The sequence below is a fragment of the Polynucleobacter brandtiae genome (genome assembly GCF_002797575.1).
Taxonomy (GTDB): domain Bacteria; phylum Pseudomonadota; class Gammaproteobacteria; order Burkholderiales; family Burkholderiaceae; genus Polynucleobacter; species Polynucleobacter brandtiae.
The window spans coordinates 273145-294531 of record NZ_PGTX01000001.1 but is presented as its reverse complement, the minus strand read 5'-3'; the positions used below and the strand labels follow the sequence as shown (position 1 = coordinate 294531).

General features: G+C 46.5%; 18 protein-coding genes and 1 pseudogene. 18 read left to right on the top strand and 1 reads right to left on the bottom strand.

Translation table 11 applies throughout. The features are described 5' to 3' along the window. Positions 1-6: 6 nt before the first annotated feature. The 4 genes and pseudogenes from B0G85_RS01515 to rlmD all read left to right on the top strand — a co-directional run. A pseudogene (locus B0G85_RS01515) lies at positions 7-630 on the top strand (protein-L-isoaspartate(D-aspartate) O-methyltransferase); the annotation flags it as partial. Continuing rightward, a complete protein-coding gene (locus B0G85_RS01510) occupies positions 627-1439 on the top strand; it encodes a peptidoglycan DD-metalloendopeptidase family protein (protein ID WP_100378673.1) in 813 nt (270 codons plus the stop codon). The pseudogene B0G85_RS01515 and the gene B0G85_RS01510, both read left to right, overlap by 4 nt. A gap of 67 nt (positions 1440-1506) precedes the next feature. Beyond that, positions 1507-2328: a 3'-5' exonuclease gene (locus B0G85_RS01505; RefSeq protein ID WP_100378672.1), complete on the top strand. Its 822-nt coding sequence runs from the start codon at positions 1507-1509 to the stop codon at positions 2326-2328. Next, positions 2321-3748 (top strand): 23S rRNA (uracil(1939)-C(5))-methyltransferase RlmD, encoded by a 1428-nt coding sequence (gene rlmD, locus B0G85_RS01500; RefSeq protein ID WP_100378671.1) that lies wholly within the window; start codon positions 2321-2323, stop codon positions 3746-3748. The genes B0G85_RS01505 and rlmD overlap by 8 nt, the downstream gene beginning before the upstream one ends. Before the next feature lie 95 nt (positions 3749-3843). On the opposite strand, the gene B0G85_RS01495 is transcribed toward rlmD, so the two are convergent. Further along, positions 3844-4545 (bottom strand): Bax inhibitor-1 family protein, encoded by a 702-nt coding sequence (locus B0G85_RS01495; RefSeq protein WP_100378670.1) that lies wholly within the window; start codon positions 4543-4545, stop codon positions 3844-3846. 294 nt (positions 4546-4839) lie between these two features. On the opposite strand from B0G85_RS01495, the gene ndk reads away from it, so the two are divergent. From ndk to B0G85_RS01425, 14 genes are all read left to right on the top strand, one after another. Then, positions 4840-5265, top strand: a complete 426-nt coding sequence (ndk, locus tag B0G85_RS01490) for a nucleoside-diphosphate kinase (RefSeq protein ID WP_100378669.1) — start codon at positions 4840-4842, stop codon at positions 5263-5265. Positions 5266-5347: 82 nt separating this feature from the next. Further along, positions 5348-6487: a dual-specificity RNA methyltransferase RlmN gene (rlmN, locus tag B0G85_RS01485; RefSeq protein ID WP_232725927.1), complete on the top strand. Its 1140-nt coding sequence runs from the start codon at positions 5348-5350 to the stop codon at positions 6485-6487. A gap of 5 nt (positions 6488-6492) precedes the next feature. Continuing rightward, entirely contained in the window at positions 6493-7749 is a 1257-nt protein-coding gene (gene ispG, locus B0G85_RS01480; RefSeq protein WP_100378667.1) for a flavodoxin-dependent (E)-4-hydroxy-3-methylbut-2-enyl-diphosphate synthase, read from the top strand. Positions 7750-7798: 49 nt separating this feature from the next. Continuing rightward, positions 7799-9157, top strand: coding sequence for a histidine--tRNA ligase (hisS, locus tag B0G85_RS01475; protein ID WP_198508669.1), 1359 nt, complete (start codon positions 7799-7801; stop codon positions 9155-9157). Positions 9158-9200: 43 nt separating this feature from the next. After that, a complete protein-coding gene (locus tag B0G85_RS01470) occupies positions 9201-9860 on the top strand; it encodes a YfgM family protein (protein WP_100378666.1) in 660 nt (219 codons plus the stop codon). Beyond that, on the top strand, positions 9860-11026 hold the full coding sequence (gene bamB, locus B0G85_RS01465) for an outer membrane protein assembly factor BamB (protein WP_100378665.1): 1167 nt from the start codon (positions 9860-9862) through the stop codon (positions 11024-11026). Before B0G85_RS01470 ends, bamB begins: the two co-directional genes overlap by 1 nt. Then, positions 11023-12387: a ribosome biogenesis GTPase Der gene (gene der / locus B0G85_RS01460; protein ID WP_100378664.1), complete on the top strand. Its 1365-nt coding sequence runs from the start codon at positions 11023-11025 to the stop codon at positions 12385-12387. Before bamB ends, der begins: the two co-directional genes overlap by 4 nt. 147 nt (positions 12388-12534) lie before the next feature. Beyond that, positions 12535-12777: an RNA chaperone Hfq gene (gene hfq, locus B0G85_RS01455; RefSeq protein ID WP_100378663.1), complete on the top strand. Its 243-nt coding sequence runs from the start codon at positions 12535-12537 to the stop codon at positions 12775-12777. Continuing rightward, on the top strand, positions 12710-14011 hold the full coding sequence (gene hflX / locus B0G85_RS01450) for a GTPase HflX (RefSeq protein ID WP_100378662.1): 1302 nt from the start codon (positions 12710-12712) through the stop codon (positions 14009-14011). Before hfq ends, hflX begins: the two co-directional genes overlap by 68 nt. After that, positions 14001-15518, top strand: a complete 1518-nt coding sequence (gene hflK, locus B0G85_RS01445; RefSeq protein WP_100378661.1) for an FtsH protease activity modulator HflK — start codon at positions 14001-14003, stop codon at positions 15516-15518. The genes hflX and hflK overlap by 11 nt, the downstream gene beginning before the upstream one ends. Then, complete coding sequence (hflC, locus tag B0G85_RS01440) at positions 15518-16390, top strand: protease modulator HflC (protein ID WP_100378660.1); 873 nt, start codon at positions 15518-15520, stop codon at positions 16388-16390. Before hflK ends, hflC begins: the two co-directional genes overlap by 1 nt. Before the next feature lie 19 nt (positions 16391-16409). Continuing rightward, a complete protein-coding gene (locus B0G85_RS01435; RefSeq protein WP_100379137.1) occupies positions 16410-17573 on the top strand; it encodes an ATP phosphoribosyltransferase regulatory subunit in 1164 nt (387 codons plus the stop codon). 104 nt (positions 17574-17677) lie between these two features. Beyond that, entirely contained in the window at positions 17678-19018 is a 1341-nt protein-coding gene (locus tag B0G85_RS01430; RefSeq protein WP_100378659.1) for an adenylosuccinate synthase, read from the top strand. Between the two features lie 73 nt (positions 19019-19091). Next, the gene (locus B0G85_RS01425; RefSeq protein ID WP_100378658.1) at positions 19092-21305 is read left to right on the top strand and encodes a malate synthase G; all 2214 of its coding nucleotides are present in this window, start codon (positions 19092-19094) and stop codon (positions 21303-21305) included. Positions 21306-21387: the final 82 nt, after the last annotated feature.

The window sequence follows — 21387 nt, the reverse complement described above, 5'->3', positions numbered from 1 at the left end:
GGACATCGTCAGGCATTGGCCGCCAAAGTATTGGCGGCTGGAGTAAAACATCCCAAAACACTAGAGGCTATTGCTACTGTCCCTCGTCATGCTTTTATGGATGCAGGAATGCACCCTCAAGCATATGAAGATACCGCACTGCCAATCGGGCACTCTCAAACGATTTCAAAGCCCTCTGTTGTAGCTCGCATGATTGAATTGCTCCACAAGCCAAGGCAAAAATTGGGAAAGGTTTTAGAAATTGGCACCGGTTGTGGATATCAAGCGGCTGTATTGAGTCTTCTGTCTGAAGAGGTTTATTCGATTGAGCGGATTCGTGCATTGCACGATATGGCTAGAGCTAAATTAAGGCCTTTTCGAATTAATAATCTCCGCTTGATTTACGGTGATGGCATTTTGGGGTTGCCACAAGCGGCCCCTTTTGATGGAATTATTCTGGCCGCAGCTGGTTTAGGTATTCCAGATGCACTTTTAGATCAATTGGCTATTGGGGGTCGTTTAGTGGCTCCAGTAGCTAAAAATGAAAAAGAACAGCAATTAATCATGGTTGAGCGCATGAGTTCGCAACGTTATCAAAGAACTGTTTTGGATGAGGTCTTTTTTGTCCCCTTACAATCGGGGATAGTATGAACAATCCATTGAAGTCCATGACTAAATTACTTCTGATCCCATTTTCCATTGTAGCCATGCTGCTAAACGCAGGCTGCACCACTCCACGAGCTAAACCTGCATTAGTGGTTGAGCGTTCCAGCTCCTCTAGTGAGACTATTCCACCAGGCTATTACCGCGTCAAAAAAGGGGACACCCTAGCCCGTATCGCCTTAGATAATGGGCAGGCGCCACGCGATGTGGCTCAATGGAATAATATGGCTAATCCCAATCAGATTGAAGTGGGCGATCTGATTCTGGTGAAGCCCCCAGCAGGCTCTAAATCTGCAATGAGGGCAAGTGGATCGAATGTACCAATGACTCCAGCCACCCCAGGCACTAAGCCGACTATCCCTAGTGATAGTCCTAAGATAGATTCTGCTAAGGCCGACCTTGCCAAGTCTGATCCTACAAAAGATATTGTGGCCGAGCCCGGCATTCGTTTGTCATGGCCGGCAAAAGGTAAAGTCATAGACGACTTTAACGATAAAACAAAAGGCATTGATATTACCGGTAAATTAGGCGACCCTGTTAGCGCTGCCTCTGAGGGTAAGGTTGTTTATGCTGGTAATAGTTTGCGTGGTTATGGCAATCTAGTCATCATTAAACATGACAATACTTATTTAACTGCTTATGCCCACAATCGCTCACTCCTAGTGAAGGAGGGCGATGCGGTTAAAAAAGGGCAAAAGATCGCTGAGATGGGCGATACCGATGCGAATGCAGTGAAGCTTCATTTTGAATTGCGTGTGAATGGTAAGCCAGTAAATCCTGCGCCTTACCTGCAGTAGCTGATACTTATTCAGCTCATCAGCTCACTAATACATAACAACGCATCAACTTGATGAGGCAATGGTAATGGCAACTGTTCTCGTATTTGATATTGAGACCATTCCAGATGTGGCTGGTCTTCGTCGCCTCAACGATTACCCAGATTCCTTATCAGATGCTGAAGTGGCTGGTAAAGCTATGTCAGAACGACTTGAGAAAACAGGTAGTGATTTTCTGCCCCTATATTTACAGCGCATCTGCGCTATCTCTTGCGTCATTCGTCGAACTACTAAAGAGGGTAGCCCCCAAATTAAAGTTGGCACTTTGGGCAACCCTGACGATGATGAAAAGCTATTAATTCAAACCTTCTTTGAGCTTGTCGAAAAGTATACGCCGCAATTAGTCTCTTGGAATGGCAGTGGTTTTGATTTGCCAGTCCTTCATTACCGCGCATTAGCAAATCATATTCAAGCGCCACGCTATTGGGAAATGGGGGAGAGCCAGGAAAACGATAGTCGCGAGTTTAAGTGGAACAACTACATTAGCCGCTACCACATGCGCCACTTAGATCTAATGGATTTATTGGCAAAATTTAATGGACGCGCCAATGCCCCATTAGATGGTTTGGCTAAACTCTGTGGATTCCCTGGAAAAATGGGAATGGATGGTAGTCAAGTCTGGCCCGCATACCAAGATGGCAGAATCGAAGAGATTCGCCAGTACTGTGAAACAGATGTGGTCAATACTTATTTGATGTACTGTCGCTTTCAACTTCTGCGAGGTGGTTTTTCATTAGCGGAGTATGAAAATGAAATTATTTTCGTCAAGACCTATCTAAATAGTCTCTCCAAAGAGCCTAATGGAGTTCAATGGCAAGAATATCTCTTGGGATTTGCATCAAATGCGTAGAGGTGAAAAGCCAGTGCACATTGAGGTCACTGAACCTATTTGCATTGAATCTCTTGATCTCGATGCGCAAGGCATTGCTAGGCTAGCGCCCAATGAAGTAGAAATTGCAGAAGGTCAAAGTGGTAAGGTAATTTTTATTCAAGGAGCTCTACCAACTGAATTGGTAACCTACGTAGTGACCCGTGAAAAAGCCCGCTTTAGTAAGGCTAAGGTTCTCAACATACTAAAACCGGCAGTATTTAGAGCGACACCAAAATGTAAGGAATTTGGAGTATGTGGTGGCTGCACTATGCAGCATTTAGATATTCGGGCTCAGATTGCAATGAAGCAGCGTGTGCTTGAGGATGATTTAAAGCATATTGCTAAAGTTTCCCCAGAGGAAATTTTGCGTCCCATGGGTGGTCCCGCCTGGGAATATCGCCATCGTGCGCGATTAAGTGTGGTCAATCGCTCCATCAAAAAAGGCACCGTCTTGGTGGGCTTTCATGAGGGTAAGAGTGGTTACGTTGCCGATATGTTGGCTTGCGAGATTCTACCTAAGCATGTCTCCGACTTACTGCCCGACTTACGTAAATTGGTAATGGGTTTGTCGATCGTCGACCGTATGCCCCAAATTGAATTAGCGGTAGGTGAGGCCGCTGAACCGGATTCTACTGACTTACAAAAATCTAAACCAGTGACAGCGCTCGTATTTCGTATTCTGAATCCATTGACTGTGGCGGATGAGCAATTACTAAGAGATTTTGCAGATCAGCACCAAGTCTGGATCTGGTTACAAACTAAAGGAATTGAAACGGTTGCGCCGTTCTATCCCTCAACGGGCAAGCTTTGCTATCGCTTACCTGAGTTTGAGATTGAGATGCCTTTTAAGCCGGCGGACTTTACTCAGGTCAATCATCTAATGAATCGAGCCTTAGTCAGTAGGGCTATCCGTTTGCTAGAAATTAAATCAACGGATCGTGTACTCGATTTATTTTGTGGCATTGGTAACTTTACGCTTCCCCTGGCAAAACGCTCACAGAGCGTTTTGGGCATCGAGGGATTGGCGAGCCTAACAAACAGAGCGCAAGAAAATGCCATACATAACGACCTAGCAGAGAAAGCTAGCTTTATGCAAAGTAATTTATTTGAGGTGACCGCAGAGACGATCGCTTCATGGGGTAGAGCGGATCGCTGGCTCATGGATCCCCCACGTGAAGGGGCTATGGAAATTTGCCAAGCATTGGCTAGTTTGCATCAGCAAAGGAGTGATCTTATTCCTCGGCGCATTGTGTATGTGTCTTGTAATCCAAAAACCCTAGCCAGGGATACTGAGATTCTGTGCCATCACGCTGGCTATGTCCTCAAAAGTGCGGGCATCATCAATATGTTTCCTCATACCTCGCACGTAGAATCAATGGCAGTATTTGATAGGGTCTAAGTTAGTTAATTTAGTTAAACAAAAAGGCACCGAAGTGCCTTTTGTTAGAGCGGAGTTACGCGTAACTGGTAATGAAAACTGGTAGGGAAGACTATTTAGTCTCGGTCGCCTCCAACGATACCCAATAATGCGAGTAAGTTAGTAAAGATGTTGTACACATCTAGGTAGATAGCTAGGGTAGCCATGATGTAATTGGTTTCACCGCCATTGATAATGCGCTGAACGTCCACCAAAATAAAGGCAGAGAAGATGCCGATAGCCAACACCATTACTGTCAACATCAGGGCTGGTAACTGTAGCCAGATATTTGCTAGGGAGGCTACGATCAAGAGTAGAACACCAACCATGAGCCACTTGCCCATGCCAGAAAAGTCGCTTTTACTGACCGTAGCAATGGTTGCCATCACTCCAAAAATGGCCGCCGTGCCACCAAAGGCCAACATAATTAGAGTGGCTCCATTACTGTAGCTATTGAGGGTGTAACCCACTAAGCCGGACATCATGATGCCCATAAAGAAAGTGAAGCCTAGGAGCAAAAGAACGCCTAGACCAGTTTCTTTATTCTTCTCGATTGCCCAGAAAAAGCCAAAAGCAATCGCCATGAACACGATGAAACCCATAAAAGGGCTACTTTTCATGAAGTTGAGGCCAAAAGCAACGCCAAGCCAGGCCCCAATGACAGTAGGAATCATTGATAGCGCTAAAAGTGCATAGGTATTACGCAGTACGCGGTTACGTATTTGGGGGGTGCTTATCGAGCCGGTTTGCCCGAAACCGTAAGAGTTTAGATCGCTCATATTGACTCCTTCTTTGTTGTAAGGACTGAAACCCACTAGGGGTTAATGAAATTAAGTATAGACAAATTAGGGTGATTTCAAGCTGTATTTAAATAGAACTACAAATTGAAGGGTTATGCCCTGTAAATTCAATAGCTTAGCCCTGCCTAGATAAGGGTAAATACGGTCAGGCAATGTATAATTTAGGGGTCGCTGGATTCCTAGCGCGTAGTGGGGTGTCTGGAAATAATTAAAGCTGGAGCCTACTATCCGCGAATTGAGCTTAAATCTTTGAAATTACTATTGGAGTTATGCATGGCTATTGAACGCACCCTATCTATCATCAAACCTGATGCTGTCGCAAAAAACGTTATTGGTAAGATCTACGAGCGTTTTGAATCTGCTGGTTTGAAGATCATTGCTTCCAGAATGGCGCACTTGTCACAAAATGAAGCTGAGCAGTTCTATGGTGTCCATAAAGATCGTCCTTTCTTTAAGGATTTAGTCAGCTTTATGATTTCTGGTCCTGTCATGATTCAGGCATTAGAGGGTGAAGGCGCAATTGCTAAAAACCGTGACTTGATGGGTGCTACCGATCCTAAAAAGGCCGAAAAGGGTACGATCCGTGCTGATTTCGCAGACAGTATTGACGCTAACGCAGTACATGGTTCAGATGCTCCAGAAACAGCGGCTGTGGAAATCGCCTTCTTTTTCCCTGGCATGAATGTGTTTAATCGCTAATCGACGCTGATTAGCAATTGATTGATAAGTAGACGTATTGACCTCCCCGCGCGTAAATCTCTTAGATTTTGATGCCGACCAAATGGCGGCATATGTCGCGGGGTTGAATGAAAAGCCCTTTCGGGCGAAGCAACTCATGCAATGGATACACCAACGCGGTGTCTCTAATATTAATGACATGAGTGATCTGGCAAAAACTTTTAGAACAACCTTACTTGATAAAGCGGAGATTGTTTCACTTCCTGTTTTAAAAGATGAGCATGCAACAGATGGCACTCGCAAATGGTTGCTTGATGTTGGGGCTGGCAATGCCGTTGAGTCTGTATTTATTCCGGAAGATGGTCGAGGTACTTTGTGCATCTCTTCGCAAGCGGGATGCGCTGTTAATTGCCGCTTTTGCTCAACGGGCTATCAAGGGTTTTCGCGTAACCTTACAGCCGGTGAAATTATTGGCCAGCTGTGGTTCGCTGAGCATCTATTGCGTAATGACCCCAATGCAGTTCGCCGTATAGAGGAATTTCCAACGCCTGGTTGGGAGCATACGGGCCGCGTAATTTCTAACGTTGTGATGATGGGAATGGGTGAGCCTCTACTCAATTACGATAATGTTATTACTGCATTAAGGCTAATGCTGGACGATCGTGCTTATGGATTATCACGACGTCGTGTTACCGTATCCACCTCTGGCGTTGTGCCGATGATTGATCGCTTAGCGCAAGATTGCCCAGTTGCTTTAGCGGTATCTTTGCATGCTCCTAATGATGCGTTACGGGATCAGCTTGTTCCGCTCAATCAAAAATATCCCCTTAAAGAATTGCTGGCTGCATGTGAACGCTATCTTCCATTTGCGCCTAGAGATTTTTTAACCTTTGAATACTGCATGCTTGATGGGATCAATGACTCTGATATTCAGGCAAAAGAACTAGTGCGTCTGCTTAAAGACATTAAGTGCAAGATCAATCTCATTCCCTTCAATCCATTCCCAGAGTCTGGCTTGAAACGCTCAACAGCCCAGCGGATTCATGCTTTTGTTAACATCTTGCTTGAGGCTGGAATGGTAGCCACAGTTCGTAAAACGCGCGGTGACGATATCGCTGCTGCCTGTGGTCAATTGGCAGGTGACGTAGTAGATCGCACAAGAGTGCGTGAGCGCGCTGTGCATGACGCTGAAATTGTTCAGTCAGAGCAGCCCATTCATTGGCTCAATAAATTAGATGACTAAATGAGATGACTAAGTTAGCACCTCTACCTCTAGGTCCATCCCCTAAGCGCATAACTCGTCAATCAACGATTGCATGGAAAACAAATGTGATTACGGTTGGTGGCGATGCACCCGTTCGGGTTCAGTCAATGACGAATACCGACACAGCAGATGCTGTTGGGACCGCCATACAGGTAAAAGAGTTGGCGCGCGCTGGCTCTGAAATGGTACGCATTACGGTAGACACACCTGCTGCTGCAGCGGCTGTGCCATATATCCGCGAGCAGTTAGACAAGATGGATGTTTTGGTGCCATTGATTGGTGATTTTCATTATAACGGCCATACTCTACTGACGGACTTTCCGGAGTGCGCTATGGCCTTATCTAAGTACCGCATTAATCCAGGAAATGTGGGCAAGGGCGCTAAGCGTGATCCCCAATTTGCCCAAATGATCGAGGCAGCCTGTAAATATGACAAGCCGATTCGGATTGGTGTGAACTGGGGTAGTTTGGATCAAGATTTGTTGGCAGGCATTATGGACAGTAATGCTGCCTTGGCTAATCCGAAGACAGCGCAAGAGGTCATGATTGAATCGTTGATTCAGTCCGCCCTTCAGTCTGCCGAAAAGGCTATTGAATACGGTATGAATCCCAATCAAATTATATTGTCCTGCAAAGTGAGTAATGTGCAGGATTTAGTTGCAGTGTATCGAGACCTCTCTCGTCGCTCTGACTACCCATTGCATTTGGGTTTAACAGAAGCTGGCATGGGCAGCAAAGGAATTGTTTCTTCAACGGCAGCGATGGGGATTTTGCTTCAAGAGGGCATTGGCGACACGATTCGTGTTTCATTAACGCCAGACCCCGGGGCACCCCGCGAGAATGAAGTAATTGTGGCTCAAGAGATTTTGCAAACGATGGGCTTGCGTAATTTCACGCCAATGGTGATTGCCTGTCCTGGTTGCGGCAGAACCACTAGCACTACTTTCCAAGAGCTTGCTGCCAATATTCAGTCTTTCTTACGCCAACAAATGCCCTTATGGAAAAAGACCCATCCAGGAGTTGAGGCAATGAATGTGGCGGTGATGGGTTGTATTGTCAATGGACCCGGTGAAAGCAAGCATGCCAATATCGGCATTTCTTTGCCTGGTACTGGTGAAACTCCAGCCGCTCCCGTATTCGTAGATGGCCTTAAAGTGAAGACCTTAAGGGGCGATAACATTGCACATGATTTTCAGGTGATCGTACAAGAATATGTCAACTTGCATTACGCACCAAAATAATAGCAAAACACCAATAAAAATAACAAGAAAAATACCTGAAGCGCACATCATGACGGACCAAGAAAAAAATTCAGTAACTCCTGCAGCCGAAAATACGCGTCAATCTGAAAAAGCCCAGAAGATTCAGAAGATCAATGGCGTTCGCGGCATGAATGATTTATTGCCGGCGGATGCTGCGGCATGGGCACACCTAGAGCATGTGTTGCGTGACTTAACGCGTGCATATGGCTATGAGTTTTTGCGCACACCGATTGTTGAGGCCACCGCCGTATTTCAACGGGGTATTGGTGAGGTAACTGATATTGTTGAAAAGGAGATGTATTCCTTTGAAGATCGTTTGAATGGTGAGCAGCTGACCTTGCGTCCCGAAGGAACGGCTGCAGTTGTTCGTTCAGTCGTGGAAAATAATCTGCTTTACGAAGGCCCTAAGCGACTTTGGTATACCGGACCGATGTTCCGCCACGAGCGTCCACAACGCGGGCGATATCGTCAGTTTCATCAATTTGGTATTGAGGCTTTGGGATTTGCTGGCCCTGATATTGATGCTGAAATTATTCTCATGGGCCAAAGACTTTGGGATGAGCTGGGATTAATCGGCGTTCGTTTAGAGATTAATTCTCTGGGTCAGGCAAATGAGCGCGCTGAACATCGCACCGCTTTGCTTTCTTACTTTGAAAAAAATCATACGCAACTAGATGAAGATTCCCAACGTCGCTTACTGAGCAATCCTTTACGAATTCTGGATTCTAAAAATCCAGTGATGCAAGAATTAATCGAAGGGGCTCCAAAATTACTTGATTTTTTAGGTGCCGAGTCTCTCCAGCATTTTGAAGCAGTACAGGCCTTACTTAAAGCAAACAATATCCCTTGCAAAATTAATCCGCGTTTAGTCCGAGGTTTGGACTATTACAACCTCACTGTATTTGAGTGGATTACTGAGGAGTTGGGCGCGCAAGGAACTATTGCTGGGGGTGGGCGATATGATCCCCTGATCGAGCGTATGGGCGGGAAGGCTGCTCCTGCTTGTGGCTGGGCGATGGGAATGGAGCGGGTATTGGAGCTAATGAAGGTATCGGGTTCGTTACCCGAACCGCTAGCGCAATGCGATGCGTTTGTGCTGCACCAGGGTGGAGAAACCCTAACGGCGGCCCTAATTGTTGCGGAACGCCTACGTAGCGCTGGAATTGATGTGATTTTGTTCTGCCCGCCAGACGGACAAATCGCGAGCTTTAAGTCACAAATGAAGAAGGCTGATATGAGTGGGGCAACGTATGCGATCATCATTGGGCCCGATGAATTAGCAGCGAATGAAGTTCAGATCAAGAATCTACGAACTAGTGGTGAGCAAAGGACCGTTTCCCTAGATAGCGTTGTAGACGCAATAATTGACGCTATTGTGGGCGCCTGAGCATAAAATTACCCCTTATTAACTGTATTTAGCCTGGATAGATATGCCATTAGACCTAGAAGAGCAAGAGCAAGTAGATCAACTAAAAGCGTTTTGGCAAAAATACCGCAATGTCATCACTGGTGTTGTTACGGTAGCTTTATTTGCCTATGCTGGCTACAGCGGTTATCAGTGGTGGAAAACCAGTCAAGCAGCTGCTGCCTCTCAGTTATATGAAACGATGGTAGCTGCTATTGGTAATGGCGATAAAGACCTCACCTTGCGCGCGGCGGATGATTTGCAAAAGCAGTATGGGGGCACTCCTTATGCTGCGATGTCCAGTCTTGTTGCAGCCAGAATTGCTTTGGATGCAGGTGATTCTGCTAAGTCGATGGATTATCTGCGATGGGCCGCTAAGAATGCTTCCGATAAAGCTTATCTGGCCCTGGCTAAGTTACGCTTGGCGGCACAGTTAATTGAAGTGGGCTCCGACAAAGATTTAGTCGAAGCGGATGCTATTTTGAGCGAAAAACCGATTACGGGATTCGAGGCGCTTTGGTCAGAGCGTCGTGGTGATTGGTACTTAGCGCAGAAGAAAATAAGCGAAGCAAAAACAAGTTACGAAGCCGCATGGAAGCAGCTCAATGACGCCAAGGAATTTCCTGAAGAAGCGCGTCGTCTCTTGAAGGTGAAATTAGATGCAGTAGGAGGAGTGGCTCAGTGATGATCAATAACACTAGTTTTGCAAAACGCGCATTAAAGCGGTTGACCTTATTTTTAGTGCTGGGCTCTACAGCTGTTGCTTTGCTTGCTTGTTCTGGTGGATCCAGAGTTCGTAAGCCCGCTGAGTTAGTTGCCGTTACAAATCAATTTGACTTAGCTCCAGTCTGGTCAACTAGTGTAGGTTCATCTGAATCATTTAACTTTCATCCGGCAGTTGCTGGTGACTCTGTTTATGCGGCTTCCCATCGCGGTAATCTGGCAAAAATTGATTTACTGACTGGAAAAAAAATCTGGGAAGTTTCTGTGCCGGACCGCCTATCGATCGGCCCTGGTTCCGATGGTCGCACTACTGCAGTGGTCACTACTAAAGGTACTGTATATGCCTATGATGATACTGGTAAGCCAATCTGGAATGTAAGTGTAGGAAGCGAAGTATTGACGGAGCCTGTCGTTGCTGGCGGGGTGGTGGTTATTCGCGCCCTAGATAATCGATTTATTGGTTTAGATGCACAAACGGGTGTGCGTAAATGGTCCTATCAGCGCCAGCAGGCCGCCTTATCGTTACGAGTCGGATACGGTATGTTGGCCATTGGTAACGAGGTGATTGTGACGGGCTTTTCTGGCGGTCGTTTTGGCATGATTGCGATTGCGAATGGCGGGCTTGTTTGGGAAACACCAATTTCGTTTCCGAAGGGCTTCTCTGAAATCGAACGCCTAAATGATGTTACCGCCAAGCCCAGTATGGATGGCGATATTATTTGTGCCGTCTCTTATCAAGGTAGAGTCGGTTGTGGCCAAGCCCGTACCGGTAATTTAATTTGGTTTAAAGATTATTCAAGCTATACAGGTACAGCACAAAGCCCAGACTTGGTATTCTCATCGAATGAAAAATCCCATGTCACCGCGTTTGCTGTGAAGGATGGAGCCCAAGCCTGGGAAAATTCGCAGTTAACGTTCAGGGATGTTGGCGAACCGATGGCTGTGGGAAAAGTGGTATTGATGGGTGATGCACAAGGTTATGTGCATGCGCTGTCGCAAGCGAAGGGCGAAATGCTGGCACGCATTCGCCATGATAGTAGTCCCATTACGGCTGCACCGATTGCGGTGAACGGCCTCATCTTGATTCAATCTCAAGGTGGAAAACTAGCAGCGTACAGTCCAAAATGAATCCAGTAATTACTATTGTCGGTCGTCCCAATGTTGGTAAATCAACACTTTTTAACCGCTTAACGCGCTCACGCGATGCTTTAGTCGCAGACTTCTCAGGCTTAACTCGAGATCGCCACTATGGTAAGGGTCGCATTGGTGAGCGTGCCTTTATTTGTGTCGATACCGGTGGTTTTGAACCTGTAGCCAAAACAGGCATTGTTGCTGAGATGGCCAAGCAAACCAAGCAAGCGGTTGCAGAATCAGACATCATCATCTTTTTGGTTGATGGCCGTCTAGGAATGGCTCCGCAGGATCGCGTCATTGCTGACTTTCTACGCAAGACCGGTAGACCAGTGATCCTGGCTGTCAACAAAACTGAGGGTATGCAGGCTGGTGTTGTTACCGCAGACTTTCATGAGATGGGTCTAGGCGAGCCCTTCCCGATTTCGTCTGCCCATGGCGATGGTGTGCGCGGCTTGATTGATGATGCCCTGGATTCTCTTGGTATTCCTGAACCAGAGGCTCAAGAGGCTGAGCTTGATCCAAACCGTCCGATGAAGATCGCAGTTGTGGGTCGTCCCAACGTTGGTAAGTCAACGCTAATTAATAAGTTAATTGGTGAAGAACGGGTGATTGCTTTTGATATGCCCGGTACCACTCGCGATGCTATTGAGGTGCCATTTGAGCGCAACGGTAAGCCCTACATATTGATCGATACAGCGGGTCTGCGTCGCCGCGGGAAAGTATTTGAAGCAATCGAAAAATTCTCAGTGGTAAAAACGCTGCAGGCTATTGCTGACTGTAACGTGGTTATTTTAATGTTGGATGCTCAGCAGGATATTTCAGAGCAAGATGCCCACATCGCGGGCTTTATTGTTGAGGCGGGCCGCGCTTTAGTGGTTGCTGTCAATAAGTGGGATGGGTTGGATACTTACGTAAAAGAACGTGCCCGCTTGGAGATTGCCCAAAAGCTTCGCTTTTTAGATTTTGCCAACGTACATCCCATCTCGGCCAAAAAAGGCACGGGCTTGAAAGAGCTCTTTAAAGATGTTGACTTAGCCTATGCGGCGGCAATGGCTAAATTGCCAACACCTAAATTAACGCGTATCTTGCAAGAGGCCATTGAGCACCAGCAGCCTAAGCGCGTTGGTATGGGGCGTCCAAAACTGCGTTATGCCCACCAGGGTGGCATGAATCCCCCAATTGTGGTGATTCATGGCACATCTTTAAGTGGTGTTACCGACAGTTATAAGCGCTATTTGGAGGGTCGCTTTAGGGAAGTCTTTAAATTGCGTGGCACTCCATTAAGAATTCAGATGAATACCGCAAAAAACCCTTATGTCGATGATGACAAAGGCAAAAAAGGTAAAAAGAAATAAGAATCGCTAAAACAAGCTACAGTTTTAATATCCTTCCTAATTAAGGGTCTTGATTTCCTGGAATCAGACCCCTCTTTATTAGAGGTAGCAGCGAAGTATTGAATAACAAAAGCAAGACTCCCAATAAAAAATCCAATAAGGAGCAGTATGAATAACAGCAAAATCCAATTACTCCAGGACCCTTTCCTGAATGCCCTACGTAAGGAGCATGTGCCAGTCTCTATTTACCTAGTGAACGGCATTAAGCTCCAAGGCAATATTGAATCATTCGACCAATATGTGGTGCTTTTACGGAACACTGTGACGCAGATGGTCTACAAGCATGCGATCTCAACGATTGTTCCTGCCCGCGCTGTGGAATTCCGTACTGAAGAGATTAATCCTGATTAAAACTGGGGTTGATGCAGCCCGAGCAGTTCTTGTTGGAGTGGATACTGGCCGCGAAGATTTCGCAGACAGCATGGCTGAATTGAGCTTGTTGGCGGATAGCGCTGGCTCTATTCCCACTGCTAGCCTGATTGCGCGTAAAGGCAGAATCGATCCTGCCTTATATATCGGTACAGGAAAGGCTAATGAGCTACAAAAGCTCATGGAGGAGCAGGGTGCTGAGCTTGCTATCTTCAACAATCCACTGTCTCCATCGCAACAACGCAATCTAGAGCGTCAAATTGGCTTTCATGTAATGGATCGCACAGGCCTGATTTTAGATATCTTTAGCCAAAGAGCTCAAAGCCATATTGGTAAAACCCAGGTTGAGCTCGCTCAAGTGCGTTATCGGATGTCTCGTTTAGTTCGGGCTTGGAGTCATCTTGAGCGCCAAAGAGGTGGCATCGGGGTGCGTGGTGGTCCTGGTGAAACCCAGATGGAGTTAGACCGACGGATGCTGGCCACTAAAGCAAAGCGCCTAGAGAATGAGCTGGAAAAGCTCCAGCGTCAGCAAAGGACTCAGAGAAGGGCCAGAAACCGCAAAGAGATTTTTTCAGTGTCATTGGTAGGCTATACCAATGCTGGCAAATCAACCTTATTTAACGCACTCACAAAGGCGGGGGCATATGCTGCAGATCAGCTATTTGCTACCTTGGATACCACCTCCAGAAAGGTGCACTTAGAGGAGGTTGGCTTGATTGTGGTCTCCGATACTGTTGGATTCATTCGAGAGCTGCCGCATCAATTAGTAGAGGCTTTCAGAGCTACTTTGGATGAGACTATTCACGCGGATCTAATTTTGCATGTAATTGATGCTTGCAGCCTTGTCGCGAGAGAGCAAAAGGCAGAAGTAGAGGCTGTTCTACGGGAAATTGGTGCTGAGGACATACCGCGTATTGAGGTGATGAATAAAATTGACCAAATGCCTCAGACTTTTACCCGAGGGGCGGTGCTTGAGCGCGACTCCGATGGGATTCCGAGTAAGGTTTTCTTATCTGCCAAGTCAGGCCTTGGCATGGATTTATTGCGCTCAGCTCTGGCGGAATGCTCTCAAATGACTGATAGAATGAAGGTTGGGCAAAATCGCGCCAAGACACAATTAGCCCCAGATGAATTAGTAGCACCATTGCCAGAACGACCAGAAACTGCCGAATTTAATCCAATTCCTATACGAAAATACTTACCCCATGACGCGTAAATTTTTTGAATTATTCTCGATCAATGACCCCGGTTGGGGTAACAGCCACTCGAGTAGTGGATCTAAGGATGCCAAAGATGGGCAGTCCGGCCCTGGTGGCCAAGCTCCTCAAGCTGAGCCAACCCCAAATGCTGATCAGCCAACAGAGTTGCAGCCTAGAAATCCCCAGCCAGGGCAAAAACCTGCCAAACCAGATGGCCCACCAGATTTAGATGAGTTGTGGCGCGATTTCAATGATCGTTTGAGTGGTCTTTTCGGCGGTAAGAAGAATCCAAACCCTAGTGCGCGTAAGCCTGCCAATAAACCCAGTAGCACCGATATTCCTCCGCCATCCGAGCGCGGCAATGGCGGTGGTAATGGCGGTAGTGGCGGCGGTGGCGGCATGAGGGCACCAGAATTTAATTTTATAAATCCATTTTCAGCAAAATCTACCGTCTTTGGTGCAATAGCTGGCATTTTCTTGTTGTGGATGGCTACTGGCATCTATATGATCCAAGAGGGACAGGCTGGAGTCATCACCACCTTTGGTAAGTATGACTACACTTCCACGCCTGGTATCAATTGGCGCATGCCTTGGCCGATTCAGTCTGATGAAACAGTCAATCTATCTGGAGTAAGGTCGGTTGAGGTGGGTCGCTCTGTTTTGATCAAAGCGACAAACCAAAAAGACTCTTCCATGCTCACTGAGGATGAAAATATTATTGATGTTCGTTTCGCAGTGCAGTACCGCTTAAAGGACCCAACGGATTATCTTTTCAATAATCGTGATCCAGATACTGCAGTAGTGCAGGCGGCTGAAACGGCTGTACGTGAGATCGTTGCACGTAGCAAGATGGATACGGTTTTGTATGAGGGGCGCGAAAAAATTGGCATCGATTTGGCCAACTCAATTCAGAAAATTCTTGATAGTTACAAGACTGGTATTTTTGTTACTAGTGTGACCGTTCAAAATGTTCAACCGCCAGAGCAAGTCCAGGCAGCTTTTGATGATGCTGTCAAAGCTGGTCAGGATCAAGAGCGCTTAAAGAGTGAGGGATTGGCTTATGCGAATGACATCATTCCGCGCGCCAAAGGAACGGCGGCTCGATTAATGCAAGAGGCCGAAGGTTACAAGGCGCGCGTGATTGCAACTGCTGATGGTGATGCAGGGCGCTTTAAACAAGTGCTGGCTGAATATTCCAAGGCACCTGGCGTTACTCGTGACCGAATGTATATCGACACCATGCGCGAGATGTACAACAACGTCACCAAGATTTTAGTGGATACAACTAAGAGTAATAGCCTGCTGTACTTGCCGCTCGATAAGCTCGTGGCACAAGTAACGGCAGAAAGTGCCCAAGTCTCGACCGGCCAGGCTCCTACGAGTACGCCCACAGGTTCAGTGACTGTTGGTGGCGTGACAGGCAATCCTGGTGCCCCAGCTGCTAATCCTCTGCCTGGCGTAGTTGCCCCTGCGCCTGGTCCTAGCAATTCTGGCTTACGTAGCCGTGATAGGGAGTCAAGATAATGAATCCAAATCGTCTCTTAGCGGCTATTGCCGGTGTGATCGTTTTAGTTTACGTTTTGTCATCGAGTATTTTTATTCTTGACCAACGTAAGTTTGCAGTAGTGTTTGCTTTTGGGCAAATTGTTCGAGTCATTGAGAAGCCAGGTCTGCAGGTGAAGTTACCAGCGCCATTTGAAAATATTCGTTTCTTTGATCGTCGAATCTTGACCATTGATACACCAGAGGCAGAGCGTTACATCACTGCTGAAAAAAAGAATCTTTTGGTGGACTCTTATGTGAAATGGCGAATTGTTGATCCACGCAAGTTCTTCGTTAGCTTTAAGGGTGACGAGCGTTTGGCGCAAGATCGCCTCAGTCAGCTTATCCGCTCGGCCTTAAATGAGGAATTTACCAAGCGCACTGTTCGAGAGATTATTTCAGAGCAGCGTGAAGAGGTGATGCAGGGTATCCGTAAAAAAGTGGCCAACGATGCTGCAGATATCGGCGTTGAGATTGTTGATGTCCGTTTAAAAAGAATCGATCTACTTGCTGAAATTAGCGACTCTGTTTATCGCCGTATGGAAGCGGAACGCAAACAGGTTGCTAATGAATTGCGTTCTACTGGCGCTGCTGAATCCGATAAAACGCGCGCTAACGCTGAACGTCAACGCGATACTATTCTGGCTGAAGCTTATCGAGATGCCCAAAAGATTAAGGGAGCTGGTGATGCCAAGGCTACCGCTTTGTATGCTGAAGCATTTGGGCGTGATGCTCAGTTTGCTCAGTTTTACCAGAGCCTTCAGGCCTACCGAAGCTCTTTCAAGGATAAGAAGGATGTTATGGTCATAGAGCCTAATAACGAATTCTTTAAGTTTTTGAATAAGAAAAACTGAGGACAGCGTTTTTTAGATGATGAACCGTTGGTTACTTCCCGAAGATATCGCTGATGTTTTGCCGGCAGAGGCTCGCAAGGTAGAGACTTTGCGCCGTGCGATGTTAGATCTATATCAGTCATATGGTTATGAGCTAGTTGCCCCTCCGCTTTTAGAGTTTCTGGATTCTTTACTTACGGGCACTGGTTCTGATCTTAATTTGCAAACCTTTAAGTTGGTTGATCAACTTTCAGGCCGCACCTTAGGTTTACGTGCGGACATGACTCCACAAGTTGCGCGGATTGATGCGCATTTATTAAACCGTGAAGGGGTAACTCGCCTCTGCTATGCAGGTTCTGTTGCGCATGCGCGCACACCAGTCGGCAGCTCTGCTCGTGAAGAGTTACAGCTAGGGGCTGAAATTTATGGCTGCGCTACCTGGGAAGCGGATGTTGAGGCAATTTCCTTACTTCTTAAAACGCTGAGTTTGGCTGGTTTAAACAAGGTGCACCTAGATCTCTCTCATGCTGGTGTTCTTGTCGGCATATTAGATGGGCAGGATATTGCTAAAGAAGATATTGCCGCTATTTATTCTTTGCTGCAAAGCAAAGATCGTCCACGCTTGGCGCTTTGGGCAAAATGTTTGCCGACTGAGTCGGCTGATGCCCTGATGGCGCTTACGGAGCTAAATGGCTCTTGTTCTGACGTCTTGGCCCAAGCTAAGCAAGTATTGCCGAAAAATAAATTAATTGATGAAGTCTTAAGTCAGCTAACGAAGATATTCACTGCAGCATCCTTGCTTTCTGAAGAGCTGGAGTTAAGTATTGACTTGGCTGATTTACGCGGCTATCAGTACCATAGCGGCGTCATGTTTGCCGCTTATGTAGATAGCTTGCCCCAGCCTATTGCGCGGGGTGGCCGTTATGATCATGTAGGTCAGGCATTTGGTCGCTCCCGTCCAGCAACTGGCTTTTCGATAGATTTATTGACCCTGGCTAGTTTATCTCCAGCAATTGGACGCAAATCCGCAATTGTGGCTCCTTGGATTAATGATGTTGAATTGCTGATGAAAATTTCGGATTTACGTCATGGGGGGGAAGTAGTTATTCAGGCAATGTCTGGTGATACGCTGCAGACTGCTGAATATTTATGCGATCGTGAGTTAGTTAGACAGGGCTCCTTATGGGAAGTCAAAAAGAAATAACGCACAAGCGACTTAAATAAAAACAGACTCTTTGACACTCAGTTCATATTTTTTACTACACCCTTTTTATTCATTAATTCTGCAACAACCTTTTGGATTTTATTATGTCTTTGAAGCAACAAACTCGTGGTCGTAATGTCGTCGTCATTGGTACCCAGTGGGGCGATGAAGGCAAAGGCAAAGTCGTTGATTGGTTAACTGATCATGCTCAAGCGGTAGTGCGCTTTCAGGGTGGGCACAATGCAGGCCATACACTAATTGTTGGTGATAAGAAAACGATCCTGCGCCTGATTCCATCGGGGATTATGCATAAAAATGTCATTTGTTATATCGGCAACGGTGTAGTACTTTCTCCCGAGGCTCTTTTCAAAGAAATTGGTGAGCTAGAGGCAGCAGGCTTGGATGTGCAGTCGCGCTTAAAAATTTCTGAGGCAACTACATTAATTCTGCCCTACCACGTAGCAATTGATCATGCCCGTGAGAAAAAACGTGGCGATGCAAAAATTGGTACTACCGGACGGGGAATTGGGCCGGCCTATGAAGATAAGGTAGCGCGTCGTGCACTGCGCGTTCAAGATTTATTTTATCCAGACAAGTTTGCTGCTCAGCTTCGTGAGAATTTGGAGTATCACAACTTCATGTTGACTAACTACTATGGCGCAGAGCCAGTAGATTTTCAAAAGACATTAGAAGAGGCTATGTCCTTTGCTGAGCGTCTCAAGCCTATGGTGGTTGACGTTTCTAGTGCGCTTTACGCGGCAGAGCAAGCAGGGCAGAATTTATTGTTTGAGGGTGCTCAAGGTACTTTATTAGATATTGATCATGGAACCTATCCATATGTCACTTCTAGTAATTGTGTCGCAGGCAATGCAGCCGCTGGATCTGGCGTTGGCCCAGATTCGTTGCAATATATTTTGGGCATTACTAAGGCTTATTGCACTCGCGTTGGCGCTGGTCCATTTCCGAGTGAATTGTATGATTTTGATAACCCAGCCAAACAAGATCCTGTAGGCATTCGTTTGGCCGAGGTTGGTAAAGAATTTGGTTCTGTAACAGGTCGTCCACGTCGTACTGGTTGGCTTGATGCCGCTGCTCTGAAGCGCTCTATTCAGATTAATGGTCTATCGGGACTGTGTATCACCAAGTTAGATGTTTTGGATGGGTTCGTGACTATTCGACTGTGCATTGGTTATATGCTAGATGGCCAAAGACTAGATGTATTGCCCCGTGGTGCTGAAGCTGTCGCTCGCTGTGAGCCTATTTATGAGGACTTCGCAGGATGGAAGGGCACCACTTTTGGGATTCGTGAATGGGATAAGCTGCCAGCTGAGGCACAGCATTTTCTGCGTCGTATCGAAGAGGTGGCGGGCAAGCCCATTGCGATGGTCTCAACTGGTCCAGAGCGCGATGAGACGATTCTATTGCAACACCCCTTTGATAAGTAAGCTTAAGATCATTCTCTAAAGCATTATTTAATACATTTAATTTACACATTCACATTCGCTGAAGGATTTTAAGATGACCGCTCGCACTGATTGCAGAAACCTCAAGGTAGCAACTCCGCTCTATCGCTTTATAGAGGATAAGGTATTGCCAGGAACCGGTGTAGTGAGCGCTGATTTTTGGAAAGGCTTTGATGAGATCGTCAATGACCTCAGTCCAAAAAATGAGGCATTGCTAGCAAAGCGCGATCGACTCCAGCTTGATTTAGATCATTGGCACCAAGGCAACCCCGGCCCGATTAAAGATATGCAAGCTTACCGAAAGCATCTTAGAGAAATTGGATATTTGGACGAAGTGCCTAGTAAGGTGCATGGTACTACCCAAAATGTTGATGATGAGTTAGCTCTTCAAGCTGGTCCTCAGCTGGTAGTTCCAGTATTGAATGCGCGCTATGCCTTGAATGCAGCTAATGCGCGTTGGGGCTCTTTGTATGATGCGTTATACGGTACGGACGTCATTTCTGAGGAGGATGGAGCAGGCAAAGCAGGCAGCTACAACCCAATTCGTGGTGCCAAGGTGGTTGCTTTTGCCCGTAATTTTCTCGATCAGGCGGCACCACTGATTAATGCGTCGCATCGTGACGCTACTGCTTACCAAGTAAAAAGCGGCACGCTTGTGGTTTTTCTCAAAGATGGTGGCTCCACAGGATTGGTAGATGAGAAGCAGTTTGTTGGCTATCAGGGGGACGCATCCGCACCCTCATCGATATTACTGCGTAATCACGGGATTCATATTGATATTCAAATCGATGCAAGTAAAATAATTGGTTCCGGGGATCTGGCAGGAGTCAATGATGTTGTTCTCGAAGCTGCTCTATCGACTATTTTGGATCTTGAGGACTCGATTGCCGCTGTCGATGGTGACGATAAAGTGCTCGCCTATGAAAATTGGTTAGGCATTTTGAAGGGCACTCTTGTTGAGGAGGTAAGTAAGGGCGGTAAAACTTTTATCCGCACATTAAATCCTGATCGTCAATATATCGCTGGTATTGGTGCGCGCGATGTTCAAGATGGCGTTGTGACATTACACGGCCGCTCTTTATTATTTTTGCGTAACGTTGGCCACTTGATGACGAATCCAGCAATTATTACTGCTGAAGGTAAAGAAATCTACGAAGGTATTTTAGATGCAGTTGTGACTGTATTGATTGCGATGCATGACATCAACCGTCCTGCTACGCAGGCTATCGGCAATACTCGTAAGGGCTCTGTTTATATTGTTAAGCCAAAAATGCATAGTGCAGAGGAAGTTGCATTTGCTGCTGAGCTTTTTGGTCGTGTTGAGAAATTGTTAGGTCTACCGGAAGATACTGTCAAGCTGGGCATTATGGATGAAGAGCGTCGCATGAGTGCCAATATTAAAGCTGCTATTGCGGCCGCAGGTGCACGTGTAGCTTTTATTAACACCGGATTTTTAGATCGTACTGGTGACGAAATGCACACTGCGATGCATGCTGGACCAATGATGCGTAAAGGTGACATGAAGACCAGCAAATGGTTGTCTGCTTATGAGCGACGTAATGTCTTGGCTGGCTTGGATTGCGGTTTGCGTGGCCGCGCGCAAATCGGTAAAGGGATGTGGGCGATGCCAGATCTGATGAAGGCAATGGTGGAGCAAAAAATCGTGCATCCAAAGGCGGGTGCAAATACGGCATGGGTTCCTTCGCCTACTGCCGCCACCTTACATGCGCTTCATTATCACCAAGTGAATGTGGCTCAACTGCAAAAAGAAATGGAACAGTTAGATACGGCTGCCGAAGCGGAAGCTTTAATTAATGATTTGTTGACTGTCCCCGTTGTAGAAAATGCTAACTGGTCTTCAGAGGAAATTCAGCAAGAGTTGGATAACAATTGCCAGGGTATTTTGGGCTATGTAGTTCGTTGGATTGATCAAGGGGTCGGCTGCTCTAAAGTCCCCGATATTCATAATGTAGGATTAATGGAGGATCGCGCAACTTTACGTATTTCTAGTCAGCATATTGCAAACTGGTTATTGCATGGCGTCGTGACCGAGACTCAGGTAAATGAGACTTTGCAGCGTATGGCTAAAGTAGTGGATGGTCAGAATGCAGGCGACGCTCTTTATCACCCGATGATGCCTGACTTTAATGATTCTTATGCTTTTAAAGCTGCCAGCGATCTTATTTTTAAGGGGCTCGAGCAACCGAATGGCTACACGGAGCCCCTGTTGCATGCTTGGCGCTTGGAAGTTAAAAAAGCACTCGCTTAAGTTTTTAGTTAGTCAAGATGAATGGATTTGTCGTGAGGCAAATCCATTTTTTTCTTTTGGATCATTGCCTCGATTGTGATTA